Origin of the sequence: Thalassospira sp. B30-1 (assembly GCF_015767575.1) — a bacterium.
In the GTDB taxonomy this organism is placed as follows: Bacteria; Pseudomonadota; Alphaproteobacteria; order Rhodospirillales; family Thalassospiraceae; genus Thalassospira; species Thalassospira xiamenensis.
Window position 1 is genome coordinate 152,501 of record NZ_CP065232.1, and the last position, 16,341, is coordinate 168,841.

A 16,341-nucleotide genomic window follows, 5' to 3' on the forward strand; every position below is an offset into this window, starting at 1 on the left:
GTGCAGAATAGGCGGGAGGCTATGAACCCGAAGCGCCAGCTTCGGTGGAGCCACCTTTGAGATACCGCCCTTTTGCTTCCTGATATCTAACCGAGGTCCGTTATCCGGATCCGGGACCCTGCATGGCGGGTAGTTTGACTGGGGCGGTCGCCTCCCAAAGAGTAACGGAGGCGCGCGATGGTAGGCTCAGGCTGGTCGGACATCAGCTTAAGAGTGCAATGGCAAAAGCCTGCCTGACTGCGAGACTGACAAGTCGAGCAGAGACGAAAGTCGGTCATAGTGATCCGGTGGTCCCGCGTGGAAGGGCCATCGCTCAACGGATAAAAGGTACGCCGGGGATAACAGGCTGATACTCCCCAAGAGTCCACATCGACGGGAGTGTTTGGCACCTCGATGTCGGCTCATCACATCCTGGGGCTGGAGCAGGTCCCAAGGGTTTGGCTGTTCGCCAATTAAAGTGGTACGTGAGCTGGGTTTAGAACGTCGTGAGACAGTTCGGTCCCTATCTGCCGTGGGCGTAGGATACTTGAGAAGAGCTGTCCCTAGTACGAGAGGACCGGGATGGACGCACCTCTGGTGTACCGGTTGTTCCGCCAGGAGCATCGCCGGGTAGCTAAGTGCGGAAGGGATAACCGCTGAAAGCATCTAAGCGGGAAGCCCCCTTCAAGACTAGGTATCCCTATCAGATCCCTGGAAGACCACCAGGTTGATAGGCTGGGTGTGGAAGCGTGGCAACACGTGAAGCTAACCAGTACTAATTGATCGATCGGCTTGATTGATCCCTCTTGCTAATTGAACATTCTGACTTCTTGCGCAGCGGTAAAACCCGCCAAAGCAAAATACAAAACATCCAATATCGCATCACAAAAACTCCGATCTCTTCGCTGTGTTTCGACGGCCCGGTGGCCATAGCGGCCGGGAACCACCTGATCCCATCCCGAACTCAGAAGTGAAACCTGCCTGCGCCGATGGTACTTTGTCTTAAGGCACGGGAGAGTAGGTCACCGCCGGGCCTTCAAAACACAGCTCCATATTCCCTAATCACACAAAACATCCAGCGCCGCCTCACTCCATGATGCGGCGTTATCTGTTTAACCCACCGGTTAATCATCACCCTGACGCGGGGTGGAGCAGCCCGGTAGCTCGTCAGGCTCATAACCTGAAGGCCGCAGGTTCAAATCCTGCCCCCGCAACCAAATAAAAAAGGCGGTCCCTTCCGGGGCCGCTTTTTTTATTTGATCACGTGAAGAGCCTTTAAACCTCTGATCTTCCTGCGTTATGGGCCTGTGCTCATAACTTGAAGGCTGAGGCTGTGAAGAAATCGCTCCAGTGGAGCGATTTTAAGCCGAAGGTTGAGCACGGGCGGGAGCCCGCGCGCAGACTGCGGAGGTTCGACGCATCCTCCATCCCGTCTGCAATCCGCGCCCCCATATCTTTTTCCAAAAAAGTTCTTGATTTGTTCTTTTGTTTATGGCATAAGATAAAAGTCAACGGGGGAAATGCACCCGGACCGAAACCCGCGAGGCCTTGAGCCTTGCGGGTTTTTGCGTTTGGGGCTGGATGAAAGAGGTGATCAGGATGATGCGGCAAAGAGACGGAATGAGACAGAGACGGGGGCCGGGCGGCGAGGTGACCGGCAGGATATGGGGCGGCGGATGGCGGAGCCGTTACGGCGGGATTCTGCCCAAGGACTAAGGGGACTAACCCGGTCATTTGTCATGACGGGAGAGGTGCGTCTTGTTGGAAAAGGAGCGTTGAATTTGCCGGGAGCGGCAGCGATGGCAGCAGCGGGCAGCGGTGATCTGTGACCCGTCGATGGTGGACCAGTGGGGGCCGTGCGCCCGAAGTGTGTCTGGACCTCGCCGGTTAGCGGAAAGTGCCGCCATTGCCGAAAGTGAGCGGAGCGGGTGGTGGGCCCGGAGATCGTCAGTTGGCGAGGATAGCAGACGCCCGAGATGCGTCCGGGCTTCATCGGTTGCGGGAAATGTCGCGATGGCCGGAGGTGATGGGAGCGGGCGGTGAGCCCGAAGGTCGTCCGTCGGTGAGGATGGAAGACGCCCGAAGTGTGTCAGGGATCCATCGGTTGCCGGAAGAGTCGCCTTGGCCGGGAGTGACCGGAGCGAGGGGTAAGCCCGAAGGTTGTCTGTTGGCGAGGCTGTCGGAGGTCCGAGCTCTGTCCGGGCTTCATCGGTTGCGGGAAATGTCGTAATGGCCGGAAGAGATCGGAGCGGGTCGTGGGCCGAGGTTGCCTGTTGGTGAAGCTGGTGGAGGCCTGCGGTTTGTGTCCGGCGTCTGTGGTTGCCGGAGGAAGTTCGGTTTTACGATGCCTTTGCCGTCAAACTGGACCGGGCCACGTATAGCGCCTTTCGCGAGAAACGGATCGACTGTATCAACGGGTCTGATCTGGCGTCCTTTGGCTGTACCCCCAAGATACAGCCAAAGTGATCTTTATGCGCGGTCGGGAATAAGAAACCAGCCGGCGTTATCCGGCGTTATGCGTTGATCCGGTGCGGAGGCATCAGACCTTTATGCGAAACAGTTTTTCCGCATTTCGGAACGCAATTTTTTCCTTGGCCTCCCGGGGCAGATCGACTGCGCGAAACCAGTCGGTGCCCTGCTTCATGTCGGCAAACGGATAATCGGTTCCAAACATCACGCGGTCCACACTGATGTATTTCAGCAAAAGATGAAGCAGTTCATCCTGGAAAAATGCGCTGGTCGTGTACCAGAAATTGTCATTGAAATACTGCCCGATAGGCCTGTTGAGCGAGCCTTCGGTCACATCGCCCAAATCCCCGACGATACGCTCGTAGTAGAATGGAAGGCCCTCTCCCATGTGGCCGATGATCATCTGCAGTTTGGGGAATCTGTCGAACGTTCCGGTCATGATCAGTCGAAGACATTGCGTAAGCACTTCCTGATGCCAGCCATATCCTGAGCCACTGAGAATGTAGTCCTGATATGCGTCATTATATCCGGGCCGCGCAATGCGGTAGTAAATGTCGAAGACTTCCTTGGGCGGGAAACCCGGATGCAGGTATATCGGCACGCCAAGTGCCTCTGCACGGGCCAGAAGGGGCTCGAAATCGGGATGGTCGAGAAACTTTTTGCCAATGAAGCCATTGGTCATGGCCCCGACAAAGCCATCCCTGCTAACGGCGCGTTCCAGCTCGTCTGCTGATGCCGCCGGGTCCTGCAGCGGCAGGGTTGCATAGGCCCGGAACCGGCCCGGATAGGTGACCATCGGGCCCGTGGCAATCATCCTGTTAAGGCGATAGGCAAAATCGATGCCTTCCTGCCCCGCGAGATCCTGCACGCCCGGCGTATGTGCCGAGAGGATCTGAACATTGATCCCCGCCTGATCCATCGCCCCGATGCGGCCAGGGCCGAGTTCGGCAAGACCGGTTTCCCTGAGGTATTCCACGTGATCATCGTTGATCGCGTTCAGCGCAATCAGCTCGTCGGTGGTATAGGTTTCTTCGGTGGCGATAAAGGGCAGGTCGTGGTCTCGTAACGCGATGATCGAAGAAGCCTCTGTCGCATCTGTCGCGGCAGAGCGGGAGATAAGGGCGGGGGCTGCCAATCCGGTACCAACACCAAGTGCCGCCGCGCCCCCCAGAAAGCTGCGGCGTCCGATTGTGAGGCTATGTTGGGGTTTTTCGGTCGGTTTCATGTCAATTCTAATCCGCTATTGTTGTGTTGTGCAGTTGGGGGGCTGTTTTCGTCATCATGTTGGCGTGAAGGGGGGGGCAGACATCGCATCAGCGGGCAAAAGAGATGCTCCTTCGGGGGATTGGCGCAGACCGCAAGACCGCATGGCGGGAGATACATGGCGGGATAAAAGACAGGACATCTATCCGCAGCTCAGCCGCTATCAGCCGCCCAGTTGCTTCGGGCTAAACCCACCTAGGGCAGATGGATCAGCGGTGTCAGCCATCCCTTTTCCTGCATCAGCTTGATGGCTTCAAATATCGGCCCCGCCGCCAGAAACCACATCGCATCGCGTGTTGTGGTTAAAAACAGTGCCGGTTTGCACAGCAGGTCTTCCTCATCGCGCCAGCGAAACCAGGTCGGGCGAAAGCGCGGGACGGTATTTTGATAGTACCGGAACGCCTTGCCAAAACGTTCCGAGAGCAATGCCTCTTCGTGTGCGACAACATTGCGAAACACCATCCAGCACAGGCCGGCAAACAAACAGCCAAGCACGATACTGCCGGTCTGTGCCCCGACACCGAACGCGCCGATCATGTTGAAAACATAAAGTGGATTTCGGCAGCTCGAATAAGGCCCGGTGGTGACAAGCTCTGTTTTTCTTGCGCCCGCCGATATAAAGGGAGCACCAGCCACGCCCGAAGATGCATAGGCCAATCGCAAACAGCCCGGTGGCTTCGATCATGTCGTGAAGCTCGCTCTGGCGCTCCGCCATCGCCTGACTTCCGGCAACAAGAACCAGAAGCACGACAACGCCAATTCGAAGGATGCGTTTTCGTCGGCGCTGTATGGTGCGCAGAGCCGCGCCTTCGGGAAGTATCCCCGGCGTCTGGTTTGATGGGTCTTTACGGGCGGAACCGAGTTCGGCCGAACACGACATGAAATTTACTCCTGCAAGATCAAGCCGCAGAAGTCATATCGTCAGGGGCTGGTGCTGGCGTCCGGTACTGCATAACCCGGTCGTTCGGATGGCCCTCCCGGACGTATCGCCGCCGACATGGACAGGGTGGCGGGGTACTCCGCAGGATACGGGTTGGCCGATGGCGGTATTCTGTAAAGGGACTAAATAGGACTAACCCGGTCATTTGTCATGACGGGAGAGGTGCGTCTTGTTGAGGAGGAAGCGTTAAATCTGCCGGGAGCGGCAGCGATGGCAGCAGAGGGCAGCATTGAGCGTGGCCTGTCGATGGTGGACCATTGGGGGCCGTACGCCCGAGGTGTGTCCAGGCTTCATCGGTTGCCGGAGGTGTCGCTATGGCCGGGAGTGATCGGAGCGGGCCGAGGGTCGGAAGTGGTCTGTTGGCGAGGATGGCGGTCACGCCAGGGCTTTGATCCAACAGGCTGGTCAACCGCTGCGCCATGCCGAGCGCAAAGGTGCCAGTGATGTGAATGCAGGTGTTATCAGAGCTGAGCGCTAGCGCATACTGGCTAGCCCGGGCATCTTCAAGCACGGTCAGGTTGACCGGAATAAATCTTTCCGGGGCGAGGGCACGGACGGATGCCGCGATGCTCAGCACTGTAAAAGCCAAACAAAGCCCGATCACCACATAGGTCTCAACAGTCCAGATACTGGCAAGGATGCTTACCTGATGGCGGATGGCGCCGCAGTACACCGATCACCTGCCAGACAAAAAAACACCATGAAAAAGAAGAATAACCGCAACCGTTTCGATCAGCGCTGGGAAGCGATCAGTGATGTAAGGCGGGGGCATATAGCCATCGGCAAACAGGATCATGGCACGGATCAGGCAGGTTGACGCACAGCGCAAATAACATCGTATACTTTCCTTGCCAGTGATTTCCGTCAAGGAATCATCCCTCAAATATTGAAAGACTAGTTTTTGGAGAAATGTTGTGGATACCCGTTATCCCGGCTTTGGTGTTTCGAAATATTGATTTAACTGAGAGAATAAACGCCTTTGCAAAAAAATGGTTACGCGACGTTTACGTTACCTGATTCAGGAAAGGTTTTGCAAACCAGCGGCACATTCCTGCAAAGGGTGAGGAGTCTGAAGTCAATTGAAGTATATGATTGCGTTCACTATTGATTTTATTTGTAACAGTATCTTTGAGTTCAAGCGGGGTTGTTGGAAGAAGCATTGCCAACAACTTGACTTGCTCAATTGAGGATGCCAGAGACACATATGTTCTAGAACGTTCTTTCACTAAGCCTCGCCGGTTTAGGCCATAAGTATCTATCGATGTTCGAGCTTTGCGATAATCGATAGATTGTAAATCTGTCGATTCCGGTTTTATTATGCATTTCTCATAAAGTATTTCATACTTAAATAATTTCTCAGGGTATTCTTTTGTGGGGTCAATAAGAAGTGGGATTTCATTAATTTCGCCACCTTCTGTCGTCGCTCTAAGGTTTTCGTTGGTCAGAGGAAAACGATTGCCCTTGCCGACTTTAAGTGATGTGCCATCGAAAAGAGAAAGGGTCTTGGTCTTGTTGCAACGGGCACAAGACGGAAGAAGGTTGTTCCAGTCCGATGCAAGCCACCAATATCCGGGGCGCAAAATCCCATTTTCTGTATCTATCCTAGCCTTTGGACGGAAATGCTCAACATCTTCAGTGAATGCGCCCTCATATGGATGTTCGCAATAAGCACACTTTCCAAGAAACATACTTCTCAATGCTTCTCTTACTGTAGGGTGGGAGTACGCAGTAAATTTAAAGTCATTATTGTGTTTGGGCTGTGAAAAATAGTCGCGTGCCCGTGCTAATTCTTTTTTACCGTTGCTGGTTGATTTTTCCTCTAAAACTTCTGGGGCTTCACCGCGGTTTGCTCGGATCATTATTCATCTTCGCCTTTCAGAAAGCCATTGGTGTCGGCGAAGAATGTTCTAAGTATGTTGGCGCTATCACCTTCTATTTCGTTTGGCTCTCGAGCCTGTCTTTCGCGAATAAAATCAGAGGATGCTTGCAGCATTGCGTTCTCTCTCGCATTACGACCCAAGGCCTCATAGTCCCCGAAGTCTTGGTGTATCTGTGAAATACGTTCTTGTATTTCTGATGTTTGTGGCAGTGATAGCAGATGGTAATATTCATCTAAAAGATCTTCAGCTTCCGGATCGAGCGTCGTATCTAAGCCAAATGCCTTAGATGTGAGGATTTCGTCGATTTGCATGCCTTCGATTGGGGGAAGATCAGAGTCCATCGCAACAGCACCATTTGAAGATCTTTTCAAGAGCACGACTTCCCCGTTCGATAGCCCTCGTAGTAGGAGGGGGTCGTGAGTGCTGGCTATAAACTGTACACGAGGAAAGGACGTCTTAAGAGCTGATACAACCCTCATCTTCCATCTAGGGTGTAAATGTGCGTCAATCTCATCAATCAGAACTACTCCAGATGCGCTTTCCAATGTGTCCCAGAAAGTAAAGAGAACCCGCATGATGTCTGTGGAAACTCCGATCATGGTCTGATAGCCAGCGGAGGCTTTGTTCAATGGTAACGAGGTCCCATCGTGTTGGAATAAAATCTGATTCCCGGATTTAATAAGGGTCATATCCTTTGTTTGGGGAAGTAAGTCTTTCAGTGCTCGAGCAGCTGCATCGAACTTTTCATCAGATAGACTTAGCAACCATCTGTTTGGATATTCGATGCGAGTGATCGGCTGTATAAGGTCATCAACATGAAAATATGCATGTTGCGGGGATAGACTGGAGCGTCGTCGACGTTCTACATGTCTAAGTGCTCCGAATGCTCTCACTGTCGCGGACGAACTTTGTGTTCCTTCAAAACTCTTTGCGCCACGGTTAAACAAAAGTTTCGCAATTTCTCCTGTATCCCAGAACTCAAGTTCAACGAGTCCACTGCTTGCACCATTTGAGAGTACTTTAGACGGGGTGGTTAATCGGGAAGCTTCGTCTGCGCCTACTAAGGCCAATGCAACCGCGAGCAAAAACGTGCTTTTACCCGATGCATTTTCGCCCAAAAGCATTAACCAAGGTGCGCTATCACTCTGAGCTTCTGGGAATGTAAACTCGATATTTTTTAATATGCGGAAGTTATCGATTTTAATTTTTCTGATGGGTCTTTGAGCCAGTCGAATGGCTTCCAACTTTGTTTTGTTTATCTGGCTGGGGCGGGATGTCTCTTGAATGTTTGCTACTTCCACTTTACTCGAGCTGCGGATGCTTCCAAAGGCAGCCGAAGCTGCCGCTGAGTATGGAGAAGTTGGTTGTGAAAGAGAGGAGTCATAAAATCCAGCCTTAGCCATAGAAGTTATGGTATCCCAGACCCGCTGACGCTCTTTGAGGAGTTCAAATCGGTTTAGGTTTAAAATCTCAACAGTTGTTTGTCCTTTTTGCGTTAGTCCGTGAACGATCCCGCCGGAATGAAAGCTCAAGTGTTCGTTCGGATCATCAAAGCATGGGTCAACGAGTAATGAATGTTCTGCCGAATTAATGCTTGTGATTGGTGTTCCGACTTTTGCCCGTTTCCCATGAACAGGAAAAAGGTTCCTTTTCGCTCGGTTGCAAGCCGGACAGGCGGGGTAAAGGTTTTCCCATTCGAAAGCTAACCAATGATAGTGATGAAGCGATCCTTTCCCGTCAGAATTTGCTGCGACCATCGGGCGAAATCGATCTATATGAATTGCCTTAGTTGAGCTGATTACGCTCTCACAGTAAGCACACTTTCCATGGAACATGGAAAGTAGGGCAGGCTGAACTCTCTGACGAATCTGAAACCAGAGTTTTTCACTATGAAGTCTGCTTTGACTTTGTTCTGCATAGCTTTTCCGATAATACTCGTCCAAAGACTCCTGAACCCTATGGCGAATTTCCACAAGAATTGGGTTAGGATAATGCCGCTCAATTCGGATCATATTCGTACTCAAATTTATGCATGATACCTTTGGTGGGGGTAATGTTATTATTTTCCCCTTTAAATAGGCAAGGTTTAGTCGTTTAGGATCATAAAAGTGGGTTCTTATGTTTGATGCTGGTGAGGCTATGCCAGTGTAAGATGGTAAAAAAAACACCCCCAGCCTCACGACCGGGGGTGTTCGTTTGTCAGAACCCGAAAGCTCCAATCCAGATCATTTCAAAGAGCCAAGCCCTTACGCGGCGAGATCAAACCGGTCCGCGTTCATGACCTTGGTCCAGGCCGCGACGAAGTCCTTGACGAACTTCTCGTGGTTGTCGTCCTGGGCGTAGACCTCGGCATAGGCACGCAGGATGGCGTTTGAGCCGAAGACGAGGTCAACGCGGGTGGCGGTCCATTTGGTTTCGCCGGTTTTGCGATCAACGATGTTGTAAAGGTTGTCGCCCGCCGGTTTCCAGCTATAGGCCATGTCGGTCAGATTGACGAAGAAGTCGGTCGTCAGTTGGCCAACACGGTCGGTAAAGACGCCGTGTCTGGTGTCGCCATGGTTGGTGCCAAGAACGCGCATGCCACCGACCAGTGCGGTCATTTCCGGTGCGGTCAGGCCCATGAGCTGGGTGCGGTCCAGCATCATTTCTTCGGGCGAGACCACATAATCGTCTTTTTGCCAGTTGCGATAGCCATCGGCCAGCGGTTCGAGCGCATCGAAGCTTGCGGCATCGGTCATTTCGGCCGTCGCATCGCCGCGGCCCGGTGCGAACGGGACGGTGATGTTGACACCGGCATCCTTCGCGGCCTTTTCAACTGCCGCCGTACCACCCAGCACGATCAGATCGGCAAGGCTGACTTTCTTGGCAAGGCCTGCCTGAATGCCTTCAAGGGTTTTGAGAACCTTGGCAAGGCGTTCGGGCTCGTTCCCGGCCCAGTCCTTTTGCGGGGCCAGACGGATACGCGCACCATTGGCGCCACCCCGCATGTCCGATCCGCGATAGGTCCGGGCACTATCCCAGGCGGTGTTGATCAGTTCAGCACTGGTCAGGCCGGATGCCAGCAGTTTGGATTTCAGATCGGCGATTTCGGCGTCCGAGAGGGTGTAATCAACGCTCGGGATCGGGTCCTGCCAGATCAGGTCTTCGGCGGGCACGTCCGGGCCGACATAGCGGACCTTCGGGCCCATGTCGCGATGGGTCAGTTTGAACCATGCCCGGGCAAAGGTTTCGGAGAAATATTCCGGGTCCTTCATGAATTTCTGGCAGATGGCGTTATAGGTCGGGTCGACCTTCATCGCCATATCGGCATCGGTCATGATCGGCTTGCAACGGATCGAGGGATCCTCGACATCGACCGGCATGTCTTCTTCGGCGATGTCAACCGGTTCCCACTGCCATGCGCCAGCCGGGCTTTTTTTCAGCTCCCACTCGTGGCCAAACAGCATATCGAACCAGCCCATATCCCATTTGGTCGGGTTGGACGTCCATGCGCCTTCGATGCCCGAAACCATGGTATCGCGGCCAATGCCACGGCCATTGGTTTTCATCCAGCCGATGCCCTGATATTCGACGTCGGCGGCTTCCGGTTCGGGGCTGAGGTCCGACGGCGAGCCATTGCCGTGCGATTTGCCGATGGTGTGGCCGCCAGCGGTAAGGGCCGCGGTTTCTTCGTCATCCATCGCCATGCGGGCGAAGGTTTCGCGGACCTGTGCGGCGGTTTTCATCGGGTCGGGCTGCCCGTTCACACCTTCGGGGTTCACATAGATCAGGCCCATCTGGACAGCCGCCAGCGGGTTTTGCATGGTGTCGGGGCGGGTGATGTCTTCATAACGGCTGTCGCTTGGGGCGAGCCATTCCTTTTCCGCACCCCAATAGGTGTCCTTTTCCGGGTGCCAGACATCTTCGCGGCCAAAGGCAAAGCCATAGGTTTTAAGACCGGCGACTTCATATGCAATCGTACCGGCCAGGATCATCAGATCGGCCCAGGAGATTTTGTTGCCATATTTGCGCTTGATCGGCCAGAGCAGACGGCGGCCCTTGTCGGTGTTGACGTTATCGGGCCAGGAGTTGAGCGGCGCGAAACGCTGGTTCCCGGTCCCGCCACCGCCACGGCCATCGGCCAGACGATACGAACCGGCGGAATGCCAAGCGACACGGGCGAACATGCCAACGTAGCTGCCCCAGTCGGCCGGCCACCATTCCTGGCTTTCATTCATCAGCGCGCGAAGGTCGTTTTTCAGGCCCTCGACGTCGAGCTTTTTGAGTTCTTCGCGGTAGTTGAAATCCTTGCCCAGCGGGTTGGTTTTGATGTCGTGCTGATGGAGGATGTCGAAATTCAATGCATTCGGCCACCAATCCATGACCGTGGTGCCCAGTGCGGTCATACCGCCATGCATGACCGGGCATTTCCCTGCTGTGTGTTTTCCGTCCATTTTTCTCTCTCCCGTAATGGCTGGCTGTTCTTGCTTTCCTGACCTGATCAGGTGTCTCTCTCCGGGCGGGTCGTGGGGCCGTCATATCGAGCGCAGGAACATTTGAATATTCTGGTGAACATTTCGGCGTGAGGCTTTCCTGTTCAAGGTAATGTCTAAACTTGTGATCGCAACAAGACGAGATTGTTAAATCATTGGGCGTCATGTCAGGCGATGCTGTCAAGCAGGCTAACGCGGTTTGGGTGTATAGGTTAAATAGTTATTTATGAAATTTTCGATAGATTTTATCGATGGTATTGCGGGCTGATTTTGGGTGCCGCCGGTTTTTGCTTTTAATCGGCAGGGCGGGGCCGGATAATCGGCCCGCGAAATAATGCTGTTTTGACAGGGGTTTGTGATGAAGGTCGGGATTGTCGGGGCGGGAATGGTTGGCAGTTCGGCGGGTTATGCGCTTGCCCTGATGGGGATCGTCAGTTCGGTCGTGCTGGTCGATCACAATGCCGAACTTGCGATTGCGCAGGCCGAGGATATTGCCCATGCGGTGCCGTTCATGTCTTCCTGCGTGGTGGAGGCCGGGGATTATGACCGGCTTTCAGGTGCGTCGGTCGTGATCCTTGCCGCCGGGGTCAGCCAGAAGCCTGGCGAAACGCGCCTGGCGTTGCTTGAACGCAATGCGGCGGTGTTTCGCGATGTGGTGGGCAATGTGTTGCGGGTTGCACCCGATGCGATTTTGCTGATTGCGTCGAACCCGGTTGATATCATGACCCAGATCACGGTGCGGTTATCGGGGCTTCCGGCCGCCAGAGTGATCGGATCGGGCACGATCCTTGATACCGCACGGTTCAGGAGTTTGCTGGGCCGGCATCTGGGGATTTCGCCGCAATCAGTGCATGCCTATGTCCTTGGCGAACATGGCGATAGCGAGGTTCTGGCATGGTCGAATGCGCGGGCCGGGTCGCTTTCACTTGCCGGGTTTGCCGCCCAGGTCGGATCGGCGATTACCGCCGATGTCCGGGCCCGGATCGATGATGGGGTGCGCAATGCGGCCTATAAGATCATCAAGGGCAAGGGGGCGACCTATTACGGGATTGGTGCGGGGCTTGCGCGGATCGTCAAGGCGATTGCGCAGGATCAGCAGGAAGTCCTGACGGTATCAATGGTCAATCGCGAGATCGAAGGGGTGGCCGATGTCGCGCTGTCGATTCCGCGTGTGATCGGGGCCACGGGCATCATGACCGATCTTTTCCCCGATCTGGACGCCGAGGAAAGGGCGGCCCTTCATCGCAGTGCGGCGTTGCTGAAAGCAACGGTCGAGGCGGTTTCGCTTTGATTCCGCTTTGATCTTGTGCGGGGCTGAATTTCAAAAGACATAATTGCCCGCTTTTCACAGCAGGGGCGAACGCGTTAGGCTTGCGGATAGATCAATCAAACATCATTGGGGAAGTTGTGCGACATGGACGGGTCCGATCAGGCGGTGCCGGATATCGCCTATAGCCCGATGCCCGACGAAGCAGGCATCCGTGACTTCATCGCCAGATGCGACCGGCTTTATCCGCCCGATGCGGTTGCCGCCGATATTGCGCAGCAACGCAAATGGTATGGCGCACTTTGTGATGCGTTTGCCTATCCCCATCCGCCGGGGCTTCTGAGCCGTGATGATCATATTGCCGGGGTGGCGGTGCGGATGTATTACCCGGCCAAGATTAGCACCACGCGCAAGCTTTTATACCTGCATGGCGGCGGGTTTATCGTCGGATCGCTTGATAGCCATGATGCGATCTGTGCCGAGATGGCCGAGGCGGCGGGGGCGGAAATGATTTCGGTCGACTACCGGCTGGCCCCCGAACATCTTTGGCCAGCTGCGCATCAGGATGCGTTTGGCGTTGCGCGCGATGTGCTGTCGCGCGGGGCGGAGATCGTCCTGATCGGGGACAGTGCCGGGGCGACATTGGCAGGTGGGCTTGCGATCCGGGCGCGCGACGAGGGGCTTGGCGCAGGCGTGATCGGGCAGGTCCTGATTTATCCGGCCCTTGGCGGGGATCTTGGCTGGCCATCCTATGGGCAGATGGCATCCGCCCCCGGATTGAGCACCGATGATGTGATTTATTATCGCGATGTCCTGAAGGCACCGATGGATGATCCGGTGGCCTATCCGCTTTCGGCGGAGGATTTGCGCGGATTGCCGCCGACCTATATCACCGCGGCCTATTTTGATCCGCTGCGTGATGACGGGCGGGAATATGCCGCGCGGCTGGCCCGCGCCGGGATTGATGTGACGTACCGCGAAGAACCGCAGATGATCCATGGCTGGCTGCGTGCGCGGTATATGAGTGACGGGGCGGCGACCGGATTCCGGTTTTTGTGTGACGCGATAAAGCGCATGGCCGCGGAATAATGTGACCGATAGTGCTGCGAATTTGTTCCTGTCTTCACCGGTGACGTAAAATCCCTGCGCGATGGGGATTTTGATCATTTCCTGTTCTGGTGATAGTCTTGGTCGCCTCATCTGTTTCGAAGGTGTGTTTTGCCCGTTAGGGCACCCGTAGAACGGAGGCAGGGAATGTATCGCAAGATCATGGTACCCGTGGATCTGACGCATATCGACAGGCTGGAAAAGGCGCTTTCGACGGCGGCGGATCTGGCAAAGCATTATGGTGCGGAAATATGCTTTTTCGGGGTCGGGACAAATACCCCATCCCCCATTGCGCACAATCCGGCAGAATATGATCGCAAGATGGCGGCCTTTGCCCAAGAGCAGGGCAAGAAGACCGGTATCAGCTGTTCGGGCATGACCCGCATTTCACATGATCCGGCGATTGATCTGAGCGAAATCATTGTTGATGCGGCAACAGAGGCCAGGGCGGATATGATCGTCATGGCATCCCATGTGCCCGGTATTGCCGATCATATTTTTGCATCCCACGGCGGATATGTTGCGTCGCATTGGGATCATTCCGTGTTCCTGGTGCGTTAATAGCAGGCAAATCGGAAAAATTGCGGCCGGGGGTGGCCGCAAATATGCTTTTCAAGGGAGATTTTCATGGGATCGAATGCCGAGACGGGCATCGAAAGCCCGGATGGTGCCGCCAATCCGATCGAGACCGATTATGAGGTCGGACAGGATAACTTCACCACACAGATCGGGCCGTTCGGGCTTGATGTGCACAATCCCGTCTTTCTGATATCGGGTTTGTCGATTGTGGCGTTCGTCTTTCTGACACTGGCGTTTCAGGACAGTGTGGGGCCGATGTTCAATGACATGCGGGGCTGGCTGACATCGACGCTTGACTGGTTTTTCCTGTCGGCGGCGAATGTGTTTGTTCTGTTGTGCCTGTTTCTGATCGTCTCCCCGCTGGGCAAGGTGCGGCTTGGCGGGCAGGATGCGACGCCCGATTATTCCTATAGCGGCTGGTTTGCCATGCTGTTTGCCGCAGGCATGGGCATCGGCCTTATGTTCTATGGCGTGTCAGAACCGATATCGCATTTCACCACCTCGATGGGGGGTGCGGTTGTTGGTGATGGCGGGGCCCGGACGGACTGGGCACCGCTTGGCGGGGCGATGGGCGATGCGGATGCGGCCTTTGACCTTGGCATGGCGGCAACGATTTTCCATTGGGGCCTTCATCCGTGGGCGATTTATGCCACCGTGGCGCTCGCACTTGCGCTGTTTTCGTTTAACAAGGGCCTGCCATTGACCATGCGGTCGGTGTTTTATCCGGTCTTTGGCGAGCGTGTCTGGGGCTGGACCGGGCATGTGATTGATATCATGGCGGTGTTTGCCACCCTGTTCGGGCTTGCGACGTCGCTTGGTTTTGGGGCGGAACAGGCTAATGCCGGGCTTCAATTCCTGTTCGGGTTACCGGAATCCGACGGATCGAAGGTGTTCCTGATCATCGGGATTACCGGGATTGCGTTGATTTCGGTTCTTGCCGGGCTTGATGCCGGGGTCAAGCGGCTTTCGGAAATCAATATGGTTCTGGCCGCCCTGCTTTTGCTGTTTGTGGTTCTGGTCGGGCCGACCATGGATATCATCAAGGGCTTTTTCACAAGTCTTGTCGCCTATGTCGAATATCTGCCGGCGCTTTCGAACCCGGTCGGGCGCGAGGATGCCAATTTCAGCCAGGGCTGGACGTCGTTTTACTGGGCGTGGTGGATTTCGTGGTCGCCGTTTGTCGGCATGTTCATTGCGCGCGTATCGCGGGGCCGGACGGTGCGGGAATTCATTACCTGTGTTCTGATCATTCCGTCGCTGGTCTGCGTTTTGTGGATGACCGCATTTGGCGGGACGGCGGTGCATATGGTCAATGAAGGTGTTCAGGCGATTGCCGATGCCGCCCTTCCGATCAAGCTTTTCACCATGCTTGAACAATTGCCGTTGCACTCGATCACGTCCTTTATCGGTATTGTTCTGGTGATCGTGTTCTTTGTCACGTCATCGGATTCCGGGTCGCTGGTGATTGATACGATTACCGCAGGCGGCAAGGTCGACGCACCCGTGCCCCAGCGCATATTCTGGTGCACGTTTGAAGGGCTGGTTGCGATTGCGCTGCTGCTTGGCGGCGGATTGGGAGCCTTGCAGGCGATGGCGGTTTCAACCGGTTTCCCGTTTGCGATCATTCTTCTGCTGGCGTGTTATTCGATCATTCAGGGATTGCGCAGCGAGCCACGATAAGCGGAAGACGGATAGACGTAAAAAGGGGCGCAAAACAATGCGCCCCTTTTGTGCGGGTGTTGGCCGGTCGGTTTACGGTTTGATCTGCTCGAATGTCATGATTGACTTGTTGCTGGCGTCGACCAGCATCAGATCGTCTTCCTGCAATTTCCAGCCTTTGACATCGGCCATGGCGGCGATGAAGGCGTCTTCGATCTCCATCGCGTTTTCCATGCACATCATTTTGGTGCTGCCAAGCGGGGAGACATCAAGGGCGGTGTCGTTTCGGGTGTAATTCCCGAAATAGCGGTTGCAACCGGTCGATCCGGCAACCTTGCCATCCTTGGTGAAATTGATGCTGGCGAGGATCGGGGTCATTGGCATCAGGGTTTTGTCTTTGGCCTCAATCCGCATCAATTGCCAGTCGCGATCCGCGATGGCCGACCAGTCGGCGGGGGATTTTTCCTCGGCCGGTTTGGTCGTGGCTGCACAACCGGCAAGCCACAGGCTGCTGGCGATGCCAAATGCGGCGAAGGTTAAAGAGGTTGCTTTGCGCATTGGAAATATCCTGTGTTTGGAGGCTGTCCGGGTCTGAATGCCGTGTTTCGAGCAGCATGAACCATGCCGGGATACTCATACGACTTTGCGGCGAAATTTTAGCAGGGTTACAGCGCATTTTTATCGTTCTGTCGTAAGGGTTTGGCAGGGTTGCGGTGCACAAGACCT

The 16,341-nt window shown here is 54.8% G+C and carries 10 protein-coding genes, 1 tRNA gene and 2 rRNA genes (1 of these 13 running past the window's edge); 7 read left to right on the plus strand and 6 right to left on the minus strand.

Going from position 1 to position 16,341, the window contains the following annotated elements; all coding sequences use genetic code 11:
- From IT971_RS00705 to IT971_RS00715, 3 genes are all read left to right on the plus strand, one after another.
- Positions 1–779 (plus strand): 23S ribosomal RNA (locus IT971_RS00705); it begins 1,971 nt to the left of the window's first position.
- A gap of 119 nt (positions 780–898) precedes the next feature.
- Positions 899–1,013: ribosomal RNA gene (gene rrf / locus IT971_RS00710) — 5S ribosomal RNA — on the plus strand.
- Between the two features lie 106 nt (positions 1,014–1,119).
- A tRNA-Met gene (locus IT971_RS00715) sits at positions 1,120–1,196 on the plus strand.
- 1,322 nt (positions 1,197–2,518) lie between these two features.
- Here the strand turns inward: IT971_RS00715 and IT971_RS00720 are convergent.
- The 5 genes from IT971_RS00720 to katG form a co-directional block, all read right to left on the minus strand.
- A complete protein-coding gene (locus IT971_RS00720; protein WP_063093590.1) occupies positions 2,519–3,673 on the minus strand; it encodes an amidohydrolase family protein in 1,155 nt (384 codons plus the stop codon).
- A gap of 233 nt (positions 3,674–3,906) precedes the next feature.
- Positions 3,907–4,347, minus strand: coding sequence for an isoprenylcysteine carboxylmethyltransferase family protein (locus IT971_RS22325; RefSeq protein WP_252724179.1), 441 nt, complete (start codon positions 4,345–4,347; stop codon positions 3,907–3,909).
- Between the two features lie 1,308 nt (positions 4,348–5,655).
- Positions 5,656–6,510, minus strand: a complete 855-nt coding sequence (locus tag IT971_RS00730; protein WP_063093592.1) for an HNH endonuclease — start codon at positions 6,508–6,510, stop codon at positions 5,656–5,658.
- Positions 6,510–8,543, minus strand: coding sequence for an AAA family ATPase (locus IT971_RS00735; RefSeq protein WP_063093593.1), 2,034 nt, complete (start codon positions 8,541–8,543; stop codon positions 6,510–6,512). The genes IT971_RS00730 and IT971_RS00735 overlap by 1 nt, the downstream gene beginning before the upstream one ends.
- A 234-nt stretch (positions 8,544–8,777) precedes the next feature.
- Positions 8,778–10,964, minus strand: a complete 2,187-nt coding sequence (gene katG / locus IT971_RS00740) for a catalase/peroxidase HPI (RefSeq protein WP_063093594.1) — start codon at positions 10,962–10,964, stop codon at positions 8,778–8,780.
- A gap of 397 nt (positions 10,965–11,361) precedes the next feature.
- Between katG and IT971_RS00745 the strand changes: the two genes are divergently transcribed.
- The 4 genes from IT971_RS00745 (at position 11,362) to IT971_RS00760 (ending at position 15,636) form a co-directional block, all read left to right on the plus strand.
- Positions 11,362–12,294: an L-lactate dehydrogenase gene (locus tag IT971_RS00745; protein ID WP_063093595.1), complete on the plus strand. Its 933-nt coding sequence runs from the start codon at positions 11,362–11,364 to the stop codon at positions 12,292–12,294.
- A gap of 123 nt (positions 12,295–12,417) precedes the next feature.
- Positions 12,418–13,359, plus strand: coding sequence for an alpha/beta hydrolase (locus tag IT971_RS00750; protein WP_110252607.1), 942 nt, complete (start codon positions 12,418–12,420; stop codon positions 13,357–13,359).
- A gap of 165 nt (positions 13,360–13,524) precedes the next feature.
- Positions 13,525–13,938: a universal stress protein gene (locus tag IT971_RS00755; protein ID WP_063093596.1), complete on the plus strand. Its 414-nt coding sequence runs from the start codon at positions 13,525–13,527 to the stop codon at positions 13,936–13,938.
- A 66-nt stretch (positions 13,939–14,004) separates the two neighbouring features.
- Complete coding sequence (locus IT971_RS00760) at positions 14,005–15,636, plus strand: BCCT family transporter (RefSeq protein WP_063093597.1); 1,632 nt, start codon at positions 14,005–14,007, stop codon at positions 15,634–15,636.
- Positions 15,637–15,708: 72 nt separating this feature from the next.
- On the opposite strand, the gene IT971_RS00765 is transcribed toward IT971_RS00760, so the two are convergent.
- Positions 15,709–16,173, minus strand: coding sequence for an META domain-containing protein (locus IT971_RS00765; protein ID WP_051682270.1), 465 nt, complete (start codon positions 16,171–16,173; stop codon positions 15,709–15,711).
- Positions 16,174–16,341: the final 168 nt, after the last annotated feature.

Excerpts from the sequence above, each read along its gene's own strand:
- IT971_RS00720 (WP_063093590.1), bottom strand. The coding sequence starts at position 3,673 with ATGAAACCGACCGAAAAACCCCAACATAGCCTCACAATCGGACGCCGC.
- IT971_RS00730 (WP_063093592.1), bottom strand. The coding sequence starts at position 6,510 with ATGATCCGAGCAAACCGCGGTGAAGCCCCAGAAGTTTTAGAGGAAAAA.
- IT971_RS00735 (WP_063093593.1), bottom strand. The coding sequence starts at position 8,543 with ATGATCCGAATTGAGCGGCATTATCCTAACCCAATTCTTGTGGAAATT.
- katG (WP_063093594.1), bottom strand. The coding sequence starts at position 10,964 with ATGGACGGAAAACACACAGCAGGGAAATGCCCGGTCATGCATGGCGGT.
- IT971_RS00745 (WP_063093595.1), top strand. The coding sequence starts at position 11,362 with ATGAAGGTCGGGATTGTCGGGGCGGGAATGGTTGGCAGTTCGGCGGGT.
- IT971_RS00750 (WP_110252607.1), top strand. The coding sequence starts at position 12,418 with ATGGACGGGTCCGATCAGGCGGTGCCGGATATCGCCTATAGCCCGATG.
- IT971_RS00755 (WP_063093596.1), top strand. The coding sequence starts at position 13,525 with ATGTATCGCAAGATCATGGTACCCGTGGATCTGACGCATATCGACAGG.
- IT971_RS00760 (WP_063093597.1), top strand. The coding sequence starts at position 14,005 with ATGGGATCGAATGCCGAGACGGGCATCGAAAGCCCGGATGGTGCCGCC.
- IT971_RS00765 (WP_051682270.1), bottom strand. The coding sequence starts at position 16,173 with ATGCGCAAAGCAACCTCTTTAACCTTCGCCGCATTTGGCATCGCCAGC.